General features: G+C 70.9%; 16 protein-coding genes and 1 tRNA gene. 12 read left to right on the forward strand and 5 right to left on the reverse strand.

Annotation, left to right across the window (positions count from 1 at the left end; translation table 11 throughout):
• Window positions 1-112 precede the first annotated feature (112 nt).
• The 7 genes from tmk (at window position 113) to ACYVK5_RS24735 (ending at window position 7,728) form a co-directional block, all read left to right on the forward strand.
• Window positions 113-883, forward strand: coding sequence for a dTMP kinase (gene tmk / locus ACYVK5_RS24705; RefSeq protein ID WP_460708710.1), 771 nt, complete (start codon window positions 113-115; stop codon window positions 881-883).
• A complete protein-coding gene (locus ACYVK5_RS24710; RefSeq protein WP_460708712.1) occupies window positions 880-2,016 on the forward strand; it encodes a DNA polymerase III subunit delta' in 1,137 nt (378 codons plus the stop codon). Before tmk ends, ACYVK5_RS24710 begins: the two co-directional genes overlap by 4 nt.
• 108 nt (window positions 2,017-2,124) lie before the next feature.
• Entirely contained in the window at window positions 2,125-3,783 is a 1,659-nt protein-coding gene (locus ACYVK5_RS24715; protein ID WP_460708714.1) for an enoyl-CoA hydratase-related protein, read from the forward strand.
• A gap of 280 nt (window positions 3,784-4,063) precedes the next feature.
• A complete protein-coding gene (locus ACYVK5_RS24720; RefSeq protein ID WP_460708716.1) occupies window positions 4,064-4,792 on the forward strand; it encodes a hypothetical protein in 729 nt (242 codons plus the stop codon).
• 329 nt (window positions 4,793-5,121) lie between these two features.
• The gene (locus ACYVK5_RS24725; protein ID WP_460708718.1) at window positions 5,122-5,739 is read left to right on the forward strand and encodes a hypothetical protein; all 618 of its coding nucleotides are present in this window, start codon (window positions 5,122-5,124) and stop codon (window positions 5,737-5,739) included.
• 130 nt (window positions 5,740-5,869) lie between these two features.
• Complete coding sequence (locus ACYVK5_RS24730) at window positions 5,870-7,423, forward strand: alpha/beta hydrolase (protein ID WP_460708720.1); 1,554 nt, start codon at window positions 5,870-5,872, stop codon at window positions 7,421-7,423.
• Between the two features lie 232 nt (window positions 7,424-7,655).
• Window positions 7,656-7,728: transfer RNA gene (locus ACYVK5_RS24735), tRNA-Thr, on the forward strand.
• A 331-nt stretch (window positions 7,729-8,059) separates the two neighbouring features.
• Here ACYVK5_RS24735 and ACYVK5_RS24740 read toward each other — a convergent pair.
• The gene (locus ACYVK5_RS24740) at window positions 8,060-9,088 is read right to left on the reverse strand and encodes a GlxA family transcriptional regulator (RefSeq protein ID WP_460708722.1); all 1,029 of its coding nucleotides are present in this window, start codon (window positions 9,086-9,088) and stop codon (window positions 8,060-8,062) included.
• 70 nt (window positions 9,089-9,158) lie between these two features.
• Between ACYVK5_RS24740 and ACYVK5_RS24745 the strand changes: the two genes are divergently transcribed.
• Together ACYVK5_RS24745 and def are read left to right on the forward strand one after the other, a co-directional pair.
• Window positions 9,159-10,493 carry an MFS transporter gene (locus tag ACYVK5_RS24745; protein WP_460708724.1) on the forward strand — a complete coding sequence of 445 codons (1,335 nt, stop codon included), beginning with the start codon at window positions 9,159-9,161 and terminating at the stop codon, window positions 10,491-10,493.
• A 127-nt stretch (window positions 10,494-10,620) separates the two neighbouring features.
• Window positions 10,621-11,304, forward strand: a complete 684-nt coding sequence (gene def, locus ACYVK5_RS24750) for a peptide deformylase (protein WP_460708726.1) — start codon at window positions 10,621-10,623, stop codon at window positions 11,302-11,304.
• Between the two features lie 22 nt (window positions 11,305-11,326).
• Here def and ACYVK5_RS24755 read toward each other — a convergent pair whose 3' ends face one another.
• Window positions 11,327-11,944, reverse strand: a complete 618-nt coding sequence (locus ACYVK5_RS24755) for a hypothetical protein (RefSeq protein WP_460708728.1) — start codon at window positions 11,942-11,944, stop codon at window positions 11,327-11,329.
• Between the two features lie 278 nt (window positions 11,945-12,222).
• On the opposite strand from ACYVK5_RS24755, the gene ACYVK5_RS24760 reads away from it, so the two are divergent.
• The 3 genes from ACYVK5_RS24760 (at window position 12,223) to ACYVK5_RS24770 (ending at window position 15,495) form a co-directional block, all read left to right on the forward strand.
• Window positions 12,223-14,781: an ATP-dependent Clp protease ATP-binding subunit gene (locus ACYVK5_RS24760; protein WP_460708730.1), complete on the forward strand. Its 2,559-nt coding sequence runs from the start codon at window positions 12,223-12,225 to the stop codon at window positions 14,779-14,781.
• A gap of 148 nt (window positions 14,782-14,929) precedes the next feature.
• Window positions 14,930-15,115: a hypothetical protein gene (locus ACYVK5_RS24765; protein WP_460708732.1), complete on the forward strand. Its 186-nt coding sequence runs from the start codon at window positions 14,930-14,932 to the stop codon at window positions 15,113-15,115.
• Window positions 15,112-15,495, forward strand: a complete 384-nt coding sequence (locus ACYVK5_RS24770) for a type II toxin-antitoxin system death-on-curing family toxin (protein WP_460708734.1) — start codon at window positions 15,112-15,114, stop codon at window positions 15,493-15,495. Before ACYVK5_RS24765 ends, ACYVK5_RS24770 begins: the two co-directional genes overlap by 4 nt.
• Before the next feature lie 198 nt (window positions 15,496-15,693).
• Here the strand turns inward: ACYVK5_RS24770 and ACYVK5_RS24775 are convergent, their stop codons facing one another.
• The 3 genes from ACYVK5_RS24775 to ACYVK5_RS24785 all read right to left on the reverse strand — a co-directional run bounded on the left by ACYVK5_RS24775 (window position 15,694) and on the right by ACYVK5_RS24785 (window position 19,876).
• A complete protein-coding gene (locus ACYVK5_RS24775; RefSeq protein ID WP_460708736.1) occupies window positions 15,694-16,581 on the reverse strand; it encodes a hypothetical protein in 888 nt (295 codons plus the stop codon).
• A 112-nt stretch (window positions 16,582-16,693) separates the two neighbouring features.
• Complete coding sequence (locus ACYVK5_RS24780) at window positions 16,694-17,374, reverse strand: DUF624 domain-containing protein (RefSeq protein WP_460708738.1); 681 nt, start codon at window positions 17,372-17,374, stop codon at window positions 16,694-16,696.
• A gap of 294 nt (window positions 17,375-17,668) precedes the next feature.
• Window positions 17,669-19,876, reverse strand: coding sequence for a beta-galactosidase (locus ACYVK5_RS24785; protein WP_460708740.1), 2,208 nt, complete (start codon window positions 19,874-19,876; stop codon window positions 17,669-17,671).
• Between the last annotated feature and the right edge of the window lie 4 nt (window positions 19,877-19,880).

Genomic DNA, 19,880 nt, shown 5'->3' on the forward strand with positions numbered 1-19,880 from the left:
CTGCGTCAATCCGGACGCGAACACGACCTATGGCCCGCACCACAAACCTGACGCACACCCGGCGAAGCCGCTTGGGCCGCCTGTGTCGGTGTCCCGCACTAGTGTTGCGGGCGTGAGCACACGCGGATTCTTCATCTCCTTCGAGGGCGGCGACGGCGTCGGAAAGTCCACGCAGGCGCACCTGCTCGGCGACTGGCTGGCCGAACTGACCGGCCGCGAGGTCCTGCTCACCCGCGAGCCCGGGGGCACGGACCTCGGCAAGGAGCTGCGGGCGGCCGTGCTGCACGGCGAGGACATGGGGCCGCGCGCGGAGGCGCTCCTCTATGCCGCGGACCGCGCCCACCATGTGGAGTCCCTGATCCGGCCCGCCCTGGAGCGTGGCGCGGTGGTCATCACCGACCGCTACCTCGACTCGTCGGTGGCCTACCAGGCGGGCGGACGCACGCTCGGCGAGCGCGATGTCGAGCGCCTGTCGCTGTGGGCCACCGACGGGCTGCTCCCGGAAGCCACGGTCCTGCTCGACCTCGATCCCACGGCCGCGGCGGAACGCCGCGCCGCGACCGGCGAGACGCCGGACCGCCTGGAGCGCGCGGGCGACGAGTTCCATCGCCGTACACGGGACGCGTACCTGCGGCGCGCCGGGGCCGACCCGGACCGCTGGATCGTCGTCGACGCGGCCCGTTCCGTCGAGGACATCCAGGCGCAGATCCGCGTGGACGTCGCCGCCCGGCTCGGGCTGACACCCGTGGTGACCGAAGCCGTCACGGAGGCCGCCGCGCGCCGCCCCGGCGTCGAGCACGCCTCCGGCGAGGAGCGCCGGTCCGACGAGGAGGACGGAGCCGCCCACGAGGAAACGAGTCCGGCGCCGGAGGGACGGGCATGAGCGTCTGGGACGAGGTCGTGGGCCAGGAGTCGGCGGTGGCCATGCTGGACGCGGCGGCCACCCGCGCGGACGCCATGACGCACGCCTGGCTGCTCACCGGCCCGCCCGGCTCGGGGCGTTCCGTGGCCGCACGGGCCTTCGCGGCCGCACTGCAGTGCGAACAGGGCGGCTGCGGCTCCTGCCACGCGTGCACGACGACGCTCGCCGGCAGCCACCCGGACGTCACCCTCCTGGCCACCGACAAGGTGGTCATCACCATCGACGAGGTCCGCGACCTGGTCGGCACGGCGGTCCGCACCCCGACCCGCGGCCGCTGGCGGGTGATCATCGTCGAGGACGCCGACCGGATGGCCGAGCGGACCACGAACCTGCTGCTCAAGTCGATCGAGGAGCCGCCCCCGCACACGGTCTGGGTGCTGTGCGCACCCTCCGTGCAGGACGTGCTGCCCACCATCCGCTCCCGCTGCCGGGCCGTGGTGCTGCGCGTGCCGCCCGCCTCCGCCGTCGCCGACCTGCTGGTCCGGCGCGACGGCGTGGATCCCGCGGTCGCGCTCACGGCCGCCCGGGCGGCGCAGAGCCACGTCGGAATGGCCCGGCGGCTCGCCCGGGACGAGGCCGCCCGGGAACGCCGGTCCGCCGTGCTCGGACTCGCGCGGCGGATCCGCGGCGTGGGGGACGCCGTCCTCGCCGCCGGGGAACTCGTCGACGTCGCCAAGCAGGAGGCCGCCGCGACCACCGAGGAGCGTGACGCCGCGGAGAAGGCGGAGCTGCTCCGCGCCCTCGGCGTGGCCGACGGCGAGACGCTGCCGCCCAAACTGCGCTCCCAGGTGAAGCAGCTCGAGGAGGGCCAGAAACGTCGCGCCACCCGTCGGCAGCGCGACGTGCTGGACCGAGCCATGCTCGATCTGCTGTCCCTGTACCGGGACGTGCTCGTGGTCCAGCTCGGCGCCGATGTCGACCCGGTCAACGCGGAACACGCGGGCATGGTGCGCGACCTCGCCCGGGATTCCACGCCCGAACAGACCATCCGGCGCATGGACGCGATCGCCGTGGCACGCCAGCGGCTCGACGGCAACGTGGCGCCGCTGCTCGCGTGCGAGGCGATGACGATCGCGCTGCGCCCGCAGGGCTGATCGAACCGTTATCAACATCCCGTGTTGTCCGGAATGAGTATCCCTCGCTAGGCTCCGGCTCGGCACCCCCCGAGGCCAGAACCCACAATTGAAGGAGCCACCGTCGCGATGCGGATCCTGCTGCTCGTCTCAGCATTCAACGGCTTGACCCAACGTGTGTGGTGCCACCTGCGGGAGCATGGACATGACGTCGGCGTGGAGCTGGCCGGAACGTTCGACAAGCCGCGAGAACTCGTCCAGGCCGTCGAGTTCGCGGCACCGGACCTGATCCTGTGCCCCTTCCTGAAGCACCGGGTGCCCGAGGAGGTCTGGCGCAAGTACCCGACCGTGATCGTGCACCCCGGCCCGGTGGGAGACCGCGGGCCCTCGTCCCTCGACCACGCGATCCTCGACGGGCGCGAGCAGTGGGGCGTCACCGCGCTTTCCGCCGTCGAGGAGATGGACGCCGGTCCCGTCTGGGCGTCGGACGTGTTCGACATGCCCGCCGAGCCGATCTCCAAGGCCGCCCTCTACAACAGCCGGGTCGCGGACGCCGCCATGGCCTGCGTGGACGAGGTGCTGCGCAAGGTCGACGACGGCGACGTGCCGCTGGACGCCGACCAGTGCCTCCGGGTCGTCGCCGACACCGGCGAGCGGCCGCTCCTGCGCCGCAAGGACTTCGAGGTGGACTGGGCCGAACCGGCCCAGGAGCTCGCCCGCCTCGTCGCCGCCGCCGACAGCGCCCCCGGCGCGCCCGCCCACGTCCAGGGGCGCCGGGTGTGCCTGTACGACGCCGTCGCCTCCGACACCGAGACGAAGGCCGTGCCCGGGACCGTCGTCGGGCACAACGTCGACGCCGTCGCCATCGCCTGCGGCACCGGAACACTGTGGGTGGGCTACGCCGCCCCGCTCACCGAGCGGCGCGGCACCAAGCTGCCCGCGTCCCGGGTGATCGACGCGAGCCGGACCCCCTACCTCAAGGCGCCCGACGCGCTCGCGGAGACCTCCTACGAGCGCGACGAGCACGTCGGCTACCTGACGATCCGCTCCTACAACGGGGCGATGTACGCCGAGCAGTGCCGGCGGATCACCACCGCCGTCGAGAAGGCCCTCACCGAGGACACGCGCGTCCTCGTGGTGCGCGGCACCGAGCACGCGTTCTCGAACGGCATCCACCTCGGGGTGATCGACGCGGCGCCGGACCCGGCCGCCGAAGCATGGGAGAACATCTGGGCGATCGACGAGCTCTGCCTCGTGCTGGCGAACGCCGGCCAGCTCACGATGACGGCCTTCACGGCGAACGCCGGTGCGGGCGGCGTGATGGCGGGCCTGTGCACGGACGTCACCGTGGCCCGCGACGGCGTCGTCCTGAACCCCTACTACGACATGGGCATCTACGGCTCGGAGCTGCACTCGTGGGCGCTGCCGCGGCGGGTCGGCGAGCAGCGCGCCGACACCCTGCTGCACCGCAAGCTGCCGATCTCGGCGGCGGAGGCGGACCGGATCGGGATGATCTCCGGCGTCGGCCCGCGTGACATGGCGGCCTTCGACGAGTGGCTCGGCGAGACCGCCCGCGGCTACGCGGAGCCGGCCACGCTCGCGACGATGCTCGCGCAGAGCGCCGAGCAGCGGGCCCGGTCGAAGCCGCTGTCGTACCACCAGACCGTCGAGCTGGCGGAGATGGCACGGGACTTCTTCGACGACCGCAACGGCTTCTCGGACCTCCGCAAGCGCTTCCTCGCCAAGGCGGCGCCGGAGGTGACCCCGGCGAAGCTGCGGTTCGGCTGAGCTTTCGCGGGGGCGCGGGGGCGTCGCGCGGCCTGGTCGGGGGTTCTCCGTGTGATCGGTCAAGTGTTTGCACGACCACACGGAGAACCCCCGACCAGGCCGCGACCGTGAATGGAGCGGTCGCCCATGGTCGTCGCCAGGGGATCGCGCTCCAAGGAAGAGCGAACGCAAACCTGCGCACTCTCACTTCTTTTCGTGGGGCAGTGTGCACATCCTGGGCGTAGCGGGCAGCGTCGCGCACCTCGATGCGGCGCGCCACGTGATCCAGAGAGGTGACGCCATGAGGAACACCATTCGCACGGGCTCGCCGCGAGTCGTGGCGGCGACGGCGGGGGCAGGTCTTGCACTCGCCCTGCTGACAGGCGGCGTCGCCGCCTCCGCGCCAGGAGCCACCACACTGAGCGCGGACGCGCCAGGAGCTGCCACCATGAACGCCGCCGCGCCGAAGGCAGGGACGGGTGAAGCGCTGGATATCGCCGAGCAGGTCGGGCCGCCCGGAGCGCGGTCGATCGCGGGCGCGGAGGCGGAGCGGCCCGCGGCGAGCACGACGCCTCTGGCCGGCGGTCCGGGAACGCCTCATGACTTCCTCATCCTCGCGCCCGGCCAGAGCCGGCTCGGCCTGCCGCCGGGCGTCGAGCTCGACGACTCCACCGACACGATGGCCGGCGGCGCGTGGACCCCAGCCGAGGGACTGCTGTACGTCGTCACGCTCGGGTCCAGCACCTGTCCCCGGATCGCGGAGCCGGTGGCCGCCAATACCGTGGCCGGCACCGGAATCGCCGCGGACGACGAGGTCGGTGAGATCGACGTCACGCTCTCGGAACCCGAGCCGGGCGCCGTGTGCACCGCGGACTGGGTGCCGACCACCACCGTGGTCGCGGCGCCCGAGGGCAAGGACCACGGGGGAAACGTCTCGCTCCGGATCGACGGCGTGGGGAAGGCGGACCTGTCCCCGCGCCCGGCGGCCGGCGAGGTCGGTCCGCCGGCCTGGATCGGCACCGATCACTGACGGTCGATCGAGGGATTCAGGCCGCGGGCCGGGCCGGGCGGAGCAGGGACCCGAATCGCCGGGCTGGGCGGGATCGGACCACACAGACCGGACCGGGCTGCGCCGGACCCGACCGGGCCGGACCGATGTGAATCTCCGGTGCGGCGTGCAAGCCGGCCCGGGCACGCGACATGGGAAGGGTGGGTGACGCTCCGGAGTGTGGGCCGGAGCGTCACCCACCAACCTCTGTCCGTGACATCCGCAGGGTTCCGCTCCGGGCATGTGCCGTACCCGGCCCGTCCTTCCGCGGCACCCGCGGCGATGTCAGTGCCTCATGGAAGGATCGCGGCATGAAGACGACGACGGGCGCCCGCAGGGTGCGGTTCACCGGCCTGGCCGGGGCGCTACTGGCCTGTGCGGTGCTGGTCGGCTGCGCTGGTGCCGAGACCACGGGCGGTTCGCCCGACGCGCCCGGGGACGAGCAGACCACGGCCGGCAGCACGCCGTCGGACACCGCCGGGACCGGTGACGAGGAGAGCGACATGGACGACGGACCGCGCAACATCAGGCCGAAGACCGACGCCAAGGCGATCGATCCGCTGGTGGCCGGTGCCACCGGCAGGGGACTGCCCGAAGGGCTGGAGGGGAGCACGTCTTCGCCGGCCGGCGCGGCCTGGTCGCCCGAGCCGGGCCTGATCTACGTGGTGACGAACGACTCCAGCTCCTGCCCGATCATCGCCGAACAGGAGGCGACGGACGAGGGCGGCGAGGTCGTCGTCGGCCTGCTGCCGCGGCAGGACGGCATGTGCACGATGGACTGGGTGCCGACCACCAGCGTCGTCCAGGTTCCGGACAGCGTCGAGGACGGCGCCTCGGTGCCGGTGCACCTGGGTGACAAGGGCACGCTGGAACTCCCGGCCCGTGAGACGGACGGCGAGCCCGGACCGATCGCATGGGTCGAGAACTGACGCCGGCGAGGTACCCCGGGTCCATCGGCGCATCCACGGGCGAGCCCGGCCGACGGAAACGTCGTGAGGGTGCGGTGAATCCTGCTCGGCCCGGGCGGGTTCCCCACGCGATTTTCGATAGGTTGTCCGGGTGATCCGCCCAGCCCGACGCCCCGCGGCCGTCGTCGCCTGCCTGCTTGTGCCCGTCCTGCTGCTCGCGGCATGCGCGGTACCACCGAAGAACCAGGTAGCGCTCGAGGACGTGGGAAAGTCCGGCAGCGGCGCGGGCGGCGGCCTTGCCGCGGCGTCGGGTGCGCCCGACGGCTTCGAGGGCTTCTACACGCAAGCGGTCGAGTGGAACGAGTGCGGCGGCTTCGAATGCGCCACCGTCGATGCCCCGCTCGACTGGCACGATCCCGGCGCGGGCAGCATCGAGATCGCGATGAAGAAGCTGGCGGCCACCACCGAGGATCCGCAGGGCTCTCTCCTGGTCAACCCGGGCGGCCCGGGTGCCTCCGGCATCGGGCTCGTGGAATCCACCAGCAACTTCGGGTTCCGCCTGCGCGCGGAGTTCGACATCGTCGGATTCGATCCGCGCGGAGTCGGTCAGTCCACGCCGGTGACCTGCGTGGACGATGACGCGAAGGACGACTTCCTCACCACCGACTACCCCGACACCGATGACGGCATCGCCCAGAAGATCAACGCCATCCGCCAGTGGGGGCAGGCGTGCGCCGAGAACACCGGCGAACTGCTCGGCAACGTCGACACGCAGAGCGCGGCCCGCGACATGGACATGATGCGCGCCGTGCTGGGCGACGAGAAACTGAACTACCTCGGCTACTCCTACGGCACGCAGCTCGGCGCCACGTACGCCGGACTGTTCCCGGGCAACGCCGGCCGGCTGGTGCTCGACGGCGCCATCGACACCACACTCACTCCCGACGAGGTGGCCGCGGAGCAGGCCGTCGGCTTCGAGAACGCCCTGCGGGCCTACGTCGAGGACTGCATCGCCGGAACCGAGTGCCCGCTCGGAGGCTCGGTCGAGGTCGGGCTGCAGCAGATCAGAGCGATGGTCAACGACGCCGCAGCGCACCCCATCGCGACGACATCGGGCCGGACGGTGACCAAGAAGCTCGCGTTCTACGGCGTCGCCATGCCGCTGTACGACGAGGTCAACTGGACGTACCTGACCACGGCGCTGCGCGAGGTCTTCTGGGAGGGCAAGGGCGACACGCTCCTGCTGCTCGCGGACAGCTACAACGACCGGAACCCCGACGGCAGCTTCAACTCCAACGGCGAAGAAGCCTTCCGCGCGATCAACTGCGCCGACGGCCGCGCCACCGAGGACCTGGAGGAGATGAAGAAGCTCGCCGCGGAGATCGTCGCGGAGGCGCCCACGCTCGGCGAGTCCTTCGGCTTCTCGGGCGTCGACTGCGCGGACTGGCCGTACCCCGCCGCCGAGCAGGAGTTCGACCTCGAAGCGAAGGGCGCGGCACCGATCATGGTGATCGGCACCACCAACGACCCCGCGACCCCGTACCGCTGGTCCGAGGCGCTCGCCGACACGCTCGACTCGGGCTTCCTCGTCACCTACGAGGGCGAGGGCCACACGGCCTACGGCCGCTCCAACGAGTGCATCAGCGGCGCCGTGGAGGACTACCTCGTGGACGGCACGGTCCCGGACAGCGAACTGACCTGCTGAGGTCGCACTGCGAGGCCGCGAGCCCGGGCGGCGGCCTGCTCCGCGTGACCTCTCATGCCACGTCCGACGGCGGTCGTGGTGAGCATCGGGGAGGCGCGCTGGGACTTCCGGCGGAGCGGTTCACTCGTGGTGAACAGATCGGCGTAGATCACATCCGATTCGCTTTGGAGACTTCCGCCGACGTCAGGTACTGTTGGGGCCGCTGCCGGGTGGTTCTCCACCGGGAAGCAGCGCCGCCTTAGCTCAGTCGGTAGAGCGGTTCACTCGTAATGAACAGGTCGACAGTTCGATTCTGTCAGGCGGCTCTCAACAGCGGGACAGCTGTGCCTACGACGTGGGCCGGGCTGTCTCGCTTGTTTTTTGTGGGGGCGGAGCCCCCACGCCCCCGACAGCGGGACAGCTGTGCCTACTACGTAGGCCTGGCTGTCCCGCTTGTTTCTTGTGGGGGCGGAGCCCCCGCCCCGCGCCCCGGGGCTCTGCCCCGGACCCCGTGGTGGGGGCTGGGCTTTGTTGGACGGGCCCGTTCCAAATGGGTGAGCGCCCGCGTCCGGTGGGGCCTGCGGGCCCGTTGTCGGTTGGGCGGGACGGCTCTGGCTGCGTCGTCGGACCGACCGCATCGCCTACCCGTGCGATCGCCTATGCCGCCATGCGGAATGTGCGGCGGTATTGGGTCGGAGTCACGCCCAGGGTTGTCTGCATGTGGGCCCGGAGGGATTGGGCCGTGCCGAAGCCGCAGCGCGTGGCGATCTGCTCGACGGTGAGGTCCGTGTCCTCCAGGAGGCGGCGGGCCAGGTCCACCCGGCGGCGGACGAGCCACTGCCCGGGGCTCTCGCCCGTCTCCTCGCGGAATCTGCGCGTGAAGGTCCGGACCGACATCGCGGCGTGCTCGGCCATTCCCGCGAGCGTGATCGGCTCGTGCAGGCGTTCCACGGCCCAGGCGCGGGTGGCCGCGGTGCCCGGCCCGTCGGCGTCGGGCACGGGGCGTTCGACGTACTGTGCCTGCCCGCCGTCGCGGTGCGGGGGCACCACGGTGCGCCGGGCGACGTCGTGCGCGATCGCCGTTCCGTGGTCGCGGCGCAGCAGGTACAGGCAGAGATCGATGCCGGCGGCGACGCCCGCCGAGGTGAGCACGTCGCCGTCGTCGACGTACAGCACGTCCGGGTTCACCCGGATCTGGGGATGCAGCTGCCGCATGAGGTCCGTGTAGTGCCAGTGCGTGGTGGCGGCCCGGCCGTCGAGCAGGCCCGCTCCCGCGAGCTGGAGCGCCCCCGTGCAGATCGAGACGATCCGCGTCCCCGGCCGGATCCGGCCGAGCGCTTCCGCCATGTCGGGGGTCGTGACCCCGTTCGTGAACACCGTGCTGTGCTCCTTGACGGCCGGGACGACGACGGTGTCGGCGGACTCGAGCGCCTCCGGTCCGTGATCTACAAGCACCGTCACGTCCGAGTCCGACCGGACGGCCCGGGGCTCGCGCGTCGTGCACGTGATGACCTCGTAGAGCGGCTCGTGACCGTCCAGCGTGCGGGCGATACCGAAGATGCGGTGCGGGATGCCCAGCTCGAACGGAATGAAGCCGTCGGTGATCAGCACCACGACGCGGTGCGGGCGCGTGGCCGAGGGCCGGGCACCGGATTCACGGGCACCGGGAAACTGTCGAATCACCATGGCCCGATCCTATTGATAATCGACCATCAGGCCACTGGCCCGGGTGCCGACCCCACCGCAGGCTGAGCTCATGACGCAGACCGACACTCCGGCTCCGGCCGCACAGCCGGACCCGCCGGGCCGGCCACCCCGTCCGCCACGTGCCACGCCGCGGATCCACCCCGCCTGGTGGGTCGCCCTGGTCAGCTTTCTCACGATCCTGGGCGCGGCGGCCTTCGCGGCGGCACCGGGGCTCCTGATCGAGCCCCTGCACCACGAGCTCGGCTGGTCCCGCTCAGTGATCGGCGTGGGCCTCTCGATCCAGCTCGTGCTGTACGGGATCATGGCGCCGTTCGCCGCCGCGCTCATGGACCGCTTCGGGATCCAGCCCGTGGTTGCGGTGGCGCTCGCGGTCATCGCGCTCGGCGCGTTTTCCACGATCTGGATGACCGAGCCGTGGCACTTCGTCCTGACCTGGGGCGTTATGGTGGGCCTCGGCAGCGGCTCGCTCGCCCTGGCGTTCACGGCGACCGTCACCCAGCGGTGGTTCGTGAGACACCGAGGGCTGGTCAGTGGCGTGCTCACGGCCGCGACGGCGTCGGGCCAGCTCGTCTTCCTGCCGCTGCTCGCCTGGATGGTCGAGAACCAGGGCTGGCGGGCGGCGTCGATCGTCGTGGCGCTCTCCTGCGCCCTGGTCATGCCGCTGGTGCTGCTCCTGCTGCGCGACCACCCGGCCGACGTCGGCCTCGCCCCCTACGGGAGCGACGAGTTCGTGCCGAAGCCGCCGCCCCGGCGCGGCGCCGCCCGGCGTGCGGTCGCCGCGCTCCTGCGAGCCGCGCGGACCCCCGTGTTCTGGCTGCTCGCAGGGGCGTTCGCGATCTGCGGTGCGACAACGAACGGTCTGGTGCGCACCCACTTCGTGCCGTCCGCGCACGACCACGGGATGCCCATCACGGTGGCGGCCTCGCTGCTGGCCGTGATCGGCGTCGTCGACATCATCGGGACCATCGGCTCCGGCTGGCTCACCGACCGCTTCTCCCCGCGCGTGCTGCTCGGCGTGTACTACACGCTGCGCGGGGTCGCCCTCCTGTTCCTGCCGACGCTCATGGCGCCGCAGGTCGAGCCGCCGATGATCCTCTTCATCGTGTTCTACGGGCTGGACTGGGTCGCCACCGTGCCGCCCACCCTGGCGCTGTGCCGGGAGATCTACGGCGAGGAGGCACCCGTCGTGTTCGGCTGGGTGCTGGCGTCCCACCAGGTAGGGGCGGGCGTCGTCACCTGGCTGGGCGGCCTGGTCCGCGACACCACCGGCTCCTACGACCTGGTCTGGTACGGCGCGGGAGTGCTGTGCGCGGGGGCGGCGCTCATGTCGCTCGTGATCCGCCGCACCCACCGGAGCGAGCAGGCCGCGGCCCGGCTGCCATGAGGTTGCCTGCGGAGCAGGAGATTGCTTACGCCAAGGGGCGGTGCGGTGTAAGCAAGCTCCTGCTCCGCAGGCAAGCTCATGGCGAGCCGACTTTCGGCAGCGCCCGGGCCGACTACGCTCGTTCTCCATGTGGAGCTTCGGACGACGCAAGCCCGTCACCTATCTGCTCGGCGAGCCCGTCGACGACTACCCCGCCCAGGTCCCCGAGGCACGCCGCGGCCGCGTCCTGCGGATCACGGAGATCGGCGAGCCGGTGCTGCACGCCCCGACCCGCAAGGTCACCGAGTTCTCCACGCCCGAGCTGAACCGGCTCGTCGACGACATGTTCACCACGATGGAGGTCGCCCAGGGTGTCGGCCTCGCCGCCACCCAGGTGGGCTCCGACCTGCGTGTGTTCGTCTACGACGTGACGGACTCGCGCGGAGACCGGCACGTGGGCCACGTCGTGAACGCGGAGCTGGAGACGGATCCCGACGCCGAGCCGATCGAGGAGGACGAGGGCTGCCTCTCCGTCCCGGGCGCCTACGAGCCGCTGCTGCGCCCCGGTGCCGCGACCGTGCGCGGGGTCGACCGCGACGGCGGCCCGGTGCAGCTCACCGGTTCCGGCTTCCTGGCGCGCGCCTTCATCCACGAGACGCAGCACCTCGACGGGACGCTCTACTGGGACCACCTGTCGCCCGAGCTGCAGCAGGACGCCCTGCGCCGACGTGACGAGGAACGCGACGACGTCCTGGCGCAGCGCCACGAGATCGCGATCGAGCTCGGCAAGAAGCCCGCGGACTATCCGGCGGAACCGGCGGGCGGCAGGTAGCCGGCCCGACGCGCTCGGCCCGTCAGAAGTGCGGGCCGTCGTCCCCGTGCTTGAGGTTGCGGATCGGGCGCGTCACCACGTCGATGCGGTCCACGAGACCGGACGGGCCCGTGACGATGAGGGCGCGGTCGGCGGCGGGCGCGTAGATCGCGGTGACGTCGCGCACCGTCACGGCCGTGCCGCCGCGCGGGCGGCCGTCGACCAGGAACTCGAGCGGCCCGCTCGGGACCTCGTCGACCTCCGCCACGATGGCGCGCATCGCCGTGCGGTAGTCCTGGTACGCCTCCGCGAAGTCGATCGGGTCCGTGACCGGCGAGGTCGCGTCCGGATCGATGTCCGCGTGCAGGGGAGCCGCGAGCGCGCCGCTGCACGCCGCCCGCACGATGTCGTCGACCTGGTCGGGGGGCGCGGCGACCCGCAGCGTCTCCACCTCGAGGACCTCGCCGGCCACGGTGCGGTAGCCGCGCACGAAGCGCTCCTCCGTAGGGTCGGCGGGGTCCGCGGCGCCCGTGATCTCCTCGTCGACCAGGTACAACCCCCAGGTGAGGGGGTCGTGCACCTCGCCCACGACGCCGGAGAAGCGCGCGAACCGCGCGACGATCTGCTCCCACTCGGGCGTACGGCCGGCGTCGTCCGGCATGGCTCCTCCTGGCCTCGGTTGAGGGTGAGCCTGCCGTGCCGAGGGCGAGTGGTCAACGATCCCCTGCGATCGACACGCCGTCGATCTGTTGTACGACGGCGTGTCGGCCCCGCTTGAGGAGGTCTTTGCCGCCTGGCGTCACGCCCCTGGCGAACATGGGCACATGTGGGTCCGCCGTGTCGTTGTGAGCACATAGAGTCGACAGCAGTCAGGTTGTGTCGTCCGCCGGGTTCCCGGCAAGGGAACCACGGTCACGCCGCCCGTGTGAGGAGCTGATGATGTTCGAGAGATTTACGGATAGGGCCCGCCGGGTCGTAGTCCTCGCCCAGGAAGAGGCGAGGATGCTCAACCACAATTACATCGGGACCGAGCACATCCTCCTCGGCCTCATCCACGAGGGTGAGGGCGTGGCGGCCAAGGCGCTGGAGTCGCTCGGGATCTCGCTCGACGGTGTGCGTACGCAGGTCACCGAGATCATTGGCGAGGGTCAGCAGGCCCCGAGCGGTCATATTCCGTTCACGCCACGCGCGAAGAAGGTGCTGGAGCTGTCACTGCGCGAGGCGCTGCAGCTCGGCCACAACTACATCGGCACCGAGCACATCCTGCTCGGCCTCATCCGTGAGGGCGAGGGCGTGGCGGCCCAGGTGCTGACCAAGATGGGTGCGGACCTGAACAAGGTGCGCCAGCAGGTGATCCAGCTGCTGTCCGGTTACCAGGGCAAGGAGCCGGTGTCCGCCGGCGGGCCGACGGAGGGCCAGCCCGCGGGCTCGGCGGTGCTCGACCAGTTCGGGCGCAACCTCACCCAGGCCGGCCGCGAGGGCAAGCTGGACCCGGTGATCGGCCGGACCCAGGAGATCGAGCGGGTCATGCAGGTCCTGTCCCGCCGTACCAAGAACAACCCGGTGCTGATCGGCGAGCCCGGCGTCGGCAAGACGGCGGTCGTCGAAGGTCTGGCGCAGGACATCGTGCGCGGCGACGTGCCCGAGACGCTCAAGGACAAGCAGCTGTACACGCTGGACCTGGGTGCGCTCGTGGCCGGCTCGCGCTACCGCGGTGACTTCGAGGAGCGCCTGAAGAAGGTGCTCAAGGAGATCCGCACGCGCGGCGACATCATCCTGTTCATCGACGAGATCCACACCCTCGTGGGTGCGGGTGCCGCCGAGGGCGCGATCGACGCCGCGTCGATCCTCAAGCCGATGCTCGCGCGCGGGGAACTGCAGACCATCGGCGCCACCACGCTCGACGAGTACCGCAAGTACGTCGAGAAGGACCCGGCGCTGGAGCGCCGTTTCCAGCCGATCCAGGTGGCCGAGCCGTCGCTGGAGCACGCGATCGAGATCCTCAAGGGTCTGCGTGACCGCTACGAGGCCCACCACCGCGTGTCCATCACGGACCAGGCGCTCGCCTCGGCCGCGACGCTCGCGGACCGGTACATCAACGACCGCTTCCTGCCGGACAAGGCGATCGACCTGATCGACGAGGCCGGTGCCCGCCTGCGGATCCGCCGCATGACGGCACCGCCGGAGCTGAAGCAGCTCGACGAGCAGATCGCCGACGCGCGCCGGGACAAGGAATCCGCGATCGACGCCCAGGACTTCGAGAAGGCTGCCGGTCTCCGGGACAAGGAGAAGCAGCTCACCCAGCTGCGGGCCGAGAAGGAGAAGGCCTGGAAGTCGGGTGACCTCGACACGGTCGCTGAGGTCGACGAGGAGCTGATCGCCGAGGTGCTGGCGATGTCCACGGGCATCCCGGTGGTGAAGCTCAACGAGGAGGAGTCCGCGCGGCTGCTCAAGATGGAGGAGGAGATCCACAAGCGGGTCGTCGGTCAGGAGACCGCGATCAAGGCGCTGTCGCAGGCCATCCGCCGTACGCGGGCGGGCCTCAAGGACCCGAAGCGTCCGGGTGGTTCGTTCATCTTCGCCGGCCCCACGGGTGTCGGAAAGACCGAGCTGGCCAAGGCGCTCGCCGAGTTCCTCTTCGGGGACGAGGACGCGCTCATCCAGCTCGACATGTCGGAGTTCTCGGAGAAGCACACGGTCTCGCGGCTGTTCGGTTCGCCGCCCGGCTACGTCGGCTACGACGAGGGCGGGCAGCTCACCGAGAAGGTGCGCCGCCGGCCGTTCTCCGTGGTCCTGTTCGACGAGGTGGAGAAGGCCCACGCGGACATCTTCAACTCGCTGCTGCAGGTGCTCGAGGACGGGCGTCTCACCGACTCGCAGGGTCGGGTCGTGGACTTCAAGAACACCGTGATCATCATGACCACGAACCTCGGTACGCGGGACATCGCCAAGGGCGTGCAGACCGGATTCAACGCCGGTGGCGACCTGGTGACGTCGTACGAGCGTATGAAGTCCAAGGTCAACGAGGAGCTCAAGCAGCACTTCCGGCCGGAGTTCCTCAACCGTGTCGACGACACGATCGTGTTCCCGCAGCTCACGCAGGACGAGATCATCGAGATCGTCGACCTGGAGATCGCCAAGCTGGACAACCGCATGCGGGACAAGGACATGGGCATCGAGCTCACCCCGGCGGCCAAGAAGCTGCTCGCCGAGAAGGGGTACGACCCGGTGCTCGGTGCGCGGCCCCTCAAGCGGGCGATCCAGCGGGAGATCGAGGACACGCTGTCCGAGAAGATCCTGTTCGGCGAGATCAAGCCCGGCCAGACCGTGCAGATCGACGGCCAGGGCGAGGGCATCCTCGGCGAGTTCACGTTCAAGGGCGTGACCCGCGGACGCCGGCGCAAGCCGGCGGAGGCGGAGACCCAGTCGGTTCCGGCCGGCGCGGGCCTGGCGCCGCGTGACCTCCCGCCGTCGGGCGAGATGATCGCGGGCGCGTGAGGCGATAGCCACTGCTGAGCCCAAGGGGCGCCGGGGAGAGATCCTCGGCGCCCCTTGTGGTATCACGGTGCTACCAATTCGGCGGTATCATCGTGGTAGCACATCGTTCGGCGTGCGCTATGCATCTAGGGAAGGCATGATCATGGCCATGACTCTCCGACTCACCGAGGCCGAGGACAAGGCCCTCACCGACACGGCCGCGCAGCTCGGCATCTCCAAGCAGGAAGCCGCCCGCCAGGCCATTGAGCAGTTCACGAACGAGCGTGCCCGTTTCGAGGACATCGTGACAAGAGCGGTCGACAGGTTCGGCCCTGTCCTGGACCGTCTGAAGTGACGACCCGGTACCTCACGTCGCCCGAGTTGCTTCGGATCGCCGAGCACTTCCTGGACCGAGCGGTCGAGATTCGCGATCCAGGTCTTCTGGACTCCGCCGTCTCGCGTCCGGCCGCCTCGATGATGGGCGTAGAGGCATACCCTTCACTCGATCTCAAGGCGGCTGCTCTCCTCGACTCGGTGGTGAACAATCATGCGCTGATCGACGGGAACAAGCGTCTCGGGCTCATAGCTGTGGCGACGTTCTACGAGCTCAACGACCACTACTTCGATCCGCCGCACGACGACATCTATGACTTGATCATGTCGGTCGCCGATGGCGTGCAGCGCGACGTACCGAAGATCGCGACAATCCTCGAACGCTGGCGTCAACGGCTGTAGGAGCTCGCGGCTGGGAACAGCGTGGTGGTCGAGCGTCCGCTCCCCCAGTCGGCCCTCCGCGGACAGCGACCTTCTGGCGAGGGCGACGTGCTCGCTGACGGACTGCTCCGATCAGCGGCTACGCCGTCCTCGTCGGAAGATCCCGGCCGGGGCCAGCTCGGCTCAGCCCGGCCTGTCCCGGCCCGGCCGCAGGCGCCACTAGGCCAGGTCTCGCGCCTTCGCCGGGAGGCCGATCTCCCAGAATTCGATCGTCTGCAGCACCCAGAAGATCGCGAAGAGCGTCAGCAGCAGCGCCTCCACCACGAACACCGCCTGCGTCGGGAGTGCCCAGCCCAGCGCCTGGGAACCGAAGTGCGTGCCGAGCGCGACGACCAGCACCGTCAGCATCGCGGCCGCAATGACCCGATAGGACCTGCGGTAGCCCGCGGGGCTCAGGCCGCGGACCCGTTCGCCCGGCCCGCTCGTCACCGCCGCGTCGCGTCCGTTCACCCAGGCGACGGCGACCAGGCACAGGAACAGCAGTACCGCGGCGACGTAGTGGGCCCGGGACAGGAACGCGTCCGGCCACGCCAGATGCGTTCCGACGACGACGGCCCAGGCGATCCAGGCCGCCCACAGGCCCCAGCCGTCGCGGCGCACCTGCTCACGACGACGTAGCCAGGTTGCCAGCACGAGCACGGCGAACCCGGCGATCAGCAGGGCCCCGACGTTGTTCGCCACGCGCTCGGGCACCTCCAGGCAGTACGGCTCGTCGGCGCACCTGTCGGGCCGGAGCGGAGTGGGCACCACCGCCGCCAGGAAGGCCAGCATGCCGGCGAAGTTCAGCAGCACGTCCTCGCCGCCGGCGCGGCCCTTGATCGCGATGAGGCACACCCCGACGGCGACCTGCACCCCAACAAGGATGCTCTGCACGGGCGTGTAGAAGTAGGCGCTGATCGCGCTCAACCACCATTCCTCGCCCGGTCCGGCGACCGCGTGGTCCGCCGAGATCTGCAGCGCCAGCGCCGCGAACAGCGCCAGCACCATCGAGACGATCCCCACCCGCAGGTAGCGGTACGTGAGGCTGACCCCCTGCGCCTGTGCCATGGGCCCAAAGATGCCACATCTCGTAAAGAAGAGACATCCCAGGCGTCAACATCGGCGCAAATTGCCCGAGCGTGGCCGGGCATGACACCAGGAGCCCTGCCCGACGGCCGGCTCACTCGGCCGGGGTCGCCGTGAACCTCTCCTCGACGTCGCGCGTCAGCGCCTGGTGGTTCCGCAGCACGGCCCCCGTCCAGAGCACCGCGACGATGCCGAACGCGAGGTCCCCCGCCAGCAGCAGGATCGCCGCCGCGAGCACGATCAGCGACAGCCCGCCCAGCGTGACACGCCATCGCGCGAACAGGTAGTAGGCCGCGAGCCGGGCGACGTCCTGGACGCGGAAGCTGAAGAGGGCCGCGATGACCATCGCGTTCATCGTCCAGAGCGCCACGACGGCGCCGATCACGATCAGCATCCCCAGGTACACCTCGGGCACGGCCGCGAGAATGCTCACGCCGTCCCCGGCCAGCGCTCCGCCGTCGCCGACGACGCCGGCCCCCAGCCCGCCGATCGCCACGAAGATCAGCCCGGGGATCGCCATCCGCAGCGCGTCCGCCCAGTTCAGCCGGTAGCCCCGGAAGAACGAGCGGGCCGGCGTCAGCGCATCGGCGCGCTCCCGGTCGCGCAGCGCGAACAGGCTGGCGGCGAACGCCGGTGCCAGCGGCGCCAGGAACAGCGCGAGGACCGGGGCGTTGCCCGGCGAGCTCTCCAGGAACTGGATCGGCACGGCGCTCGGCAGCGCCGCCAGGAGCATCAGAGCGCCCGTGACGAGATACCAGTAGACGGCATTCGTCACGCGCGAGAGCACTCCGGTACCGAATTTCGTCTCCGGCGGTGGTCGCCGGTCCCCTTCCCCGGTCATATCCCCCTGATCCCATCCCCTCAGTCGCAACTTTCGTGCACGATAGCCCGATATGCCGATGGGAGACTCGGCGATCCGGGGCACGTTATCGAGATGGAACCGCACGTGATCGAACTGTCATCAATCCCCGGGTGCGACGCCCTCGTGGCCGGCGCGAACCACCGGTCCGTGGCCCCTGTGGTCGCTGCGAACCACCGGTCCGTGGCCCCTCGTGGCTGACGTCGGCCATCAACCCGTCCCCCGATCACGCCCCCCGTCCGCGTCGCCCTCCTCGCTCTCGCGCAGGAGCACCACCTCGTTGGGCGCGAGCAGGAGCGTCTCGCCACGGACGACCTGCCGCCCCGTGAGGAGGTCGGTACCCGACGCGTGCGCCGGGACCTCGACCTCGCCCGTCCCGTGGTTGAGCACGAACGACCAGCGTTCGCCGTCCCGCTCCCGGACCGTGAGCTCGACGTCCGGCCAGGACGCGTACGGGCCCACGAGCCCGTGCCGTTCGAGCGCCCGGCGTACGACCCAGCCGACACCGTCGTCGTCCAGCGCCGTGCCGACGTACCAGGCCTCGCCACCGACGCCGTCCGGGCGATGCCGCGTCACGGCGGGGGTGCCCGCGTAGAAGTCGGCCCCGTACGTGCCGACGGGCTCGGCGCCGTCGGCCACGATCAGCTCGAAGACGAGCGTGCCGTCGACGACGACGTCGCCGCGACCGCCCGCATCCGCGCGGTCAGGGCTGCTGCCTGTGCCGTCGCCGCTGCCGCCGGTGTCACTCGCGGCCGGCGACGGTCCGGGCTGTCCGGGCGGTCCGGACTCCCCGGGCGGTCCGCCGTCCGGAGGCAGGCGCAACGTGACGGGGTTGACCGCGCCCGGTTCGCCGGAGTCCGTCTCATCCACCCGCAGCCCGAAGAGGCCGGCCAGCGGCCCGGGGACGTCCATGAGGAAGGCGTTGTCGTCCTCGTCGACCCGTCCGCTCCAGAAGGTCGCCAGGACCGTGCCGCCGCATGCCACGACGGCCTCGAGCCGCTCGGCCACGTCGCCCTTCAGCAGGTGCAGCAGGGGCGCGACGACGACGTCGTACCCGGTCAGGTCGGCTGTCTGCGGGACGACGTCGAGCTGGGCGCCGGCCCGCCACAGCGCGCGGTGGTACGCGAGCACGACGGCCGGGTACTTCACGTGCCGGTTGAGCCCGTCGGTGATCTCGGCGGCCCACCACGAGTCCCAGTCGAACAGCAGCGCGACCCGGGCCGGCGTGCGTGCGCCGAGCACCGCGCCGCCGAGCTCGCGGAACTCCCGGCCCAGCTCGGCGACCTCGCGGAACGCCCGGGTGTCGGTGCGTCCCGCGTGGTCGAGGACGGCGCCGTGGTACTTCTCGCACGCCCCGCGGGACTGCCGCAGCTGGAAATAGAGGACGGCGTCGGCGCCGTGCGCCACCGCCTGCCATGACCACAGCCGCAGCACGCCCGGCCGCTTGACCGGGTTCACGTCCCGGGAGGCCGTGATGGTCGGCGTCTGCTCCATGACCCAGAACGGGGCGCCGCCCTTGAGGCCGCGCATCAGGTCGTGCGCGAACGCCATCCGCGCGTGCTCGCGGGGCCCGGGCGGGTAGTTGTCCCAGGACGCGAAGTCGAGGTCCGCGGCCCACCGGTGGTAGTCGATCGGGCGGAACATCCCCATGAAGTTCGTGGTCACCGGCGTGTCCGGGTCGTGCCGGCGGATCGCGGCCTTCTCGTCGCGGAAGTTGCGGAGCATGGCGTCGGACATGAACCGCAGGTAGTCGAGGGTGATGCCCTGGAACGCCGTGTGGTCCGGCCCGCGCCAGTGCTCCGACAGCGCGCTCGGCGGGACGATCTGCTCCCAGTCGCTGAACAGGTGCGACCAGAACATGGTGTTCCACGCCGCGTTCAGCCGGTCCAGTGTGCCGTACCGCTCACGGAGCCAGCCCCGGAAGCCGGCAGCGCAGTTCTCGCAGTAGCAGGCGCCGCCGTACTCGTTGCCGACGTGCCAGGCCACGAGGCCGGGGGTGCCGGTGTACCGCTCGGCGATCCGGTCCGCGAGGGCCTCCGAGAGCCGCCGGAACACCGGCGACGACGGGCACGCGTTGTGCCGCTGCCCGTAGACGTGCCGCCGGCCCTCGAAGTCGGTGCGGTTCACCTCGGGGTGGCGTTGCGCGAGCCACGGCGGCAGCGCGCCGGTGGCCGTGGCCAGGACGATGGTCGCGCCGGCGCCGACCGCCCGCTCCACGATCGCGTCGAGCCGGGAGAAGTCGTAGGTGTCCTCCTCGGGCTGCAGGTGGGACCACGCGAACACGTTCAGGGTCACCGTGTCGATCGCGGCCTTGCCGAACGCGGCGTAGTCCTCCTCCCAGACGTCGCGCGGCCACTGCTCGGGGTTGTAGTCGCCGCCGTACAGGATCTTGGTGGTGGCCGGGACACGAGCCGTCATGCGC

This window comes from Myceligenerans halotolerans (assembly GCF_054782975.1).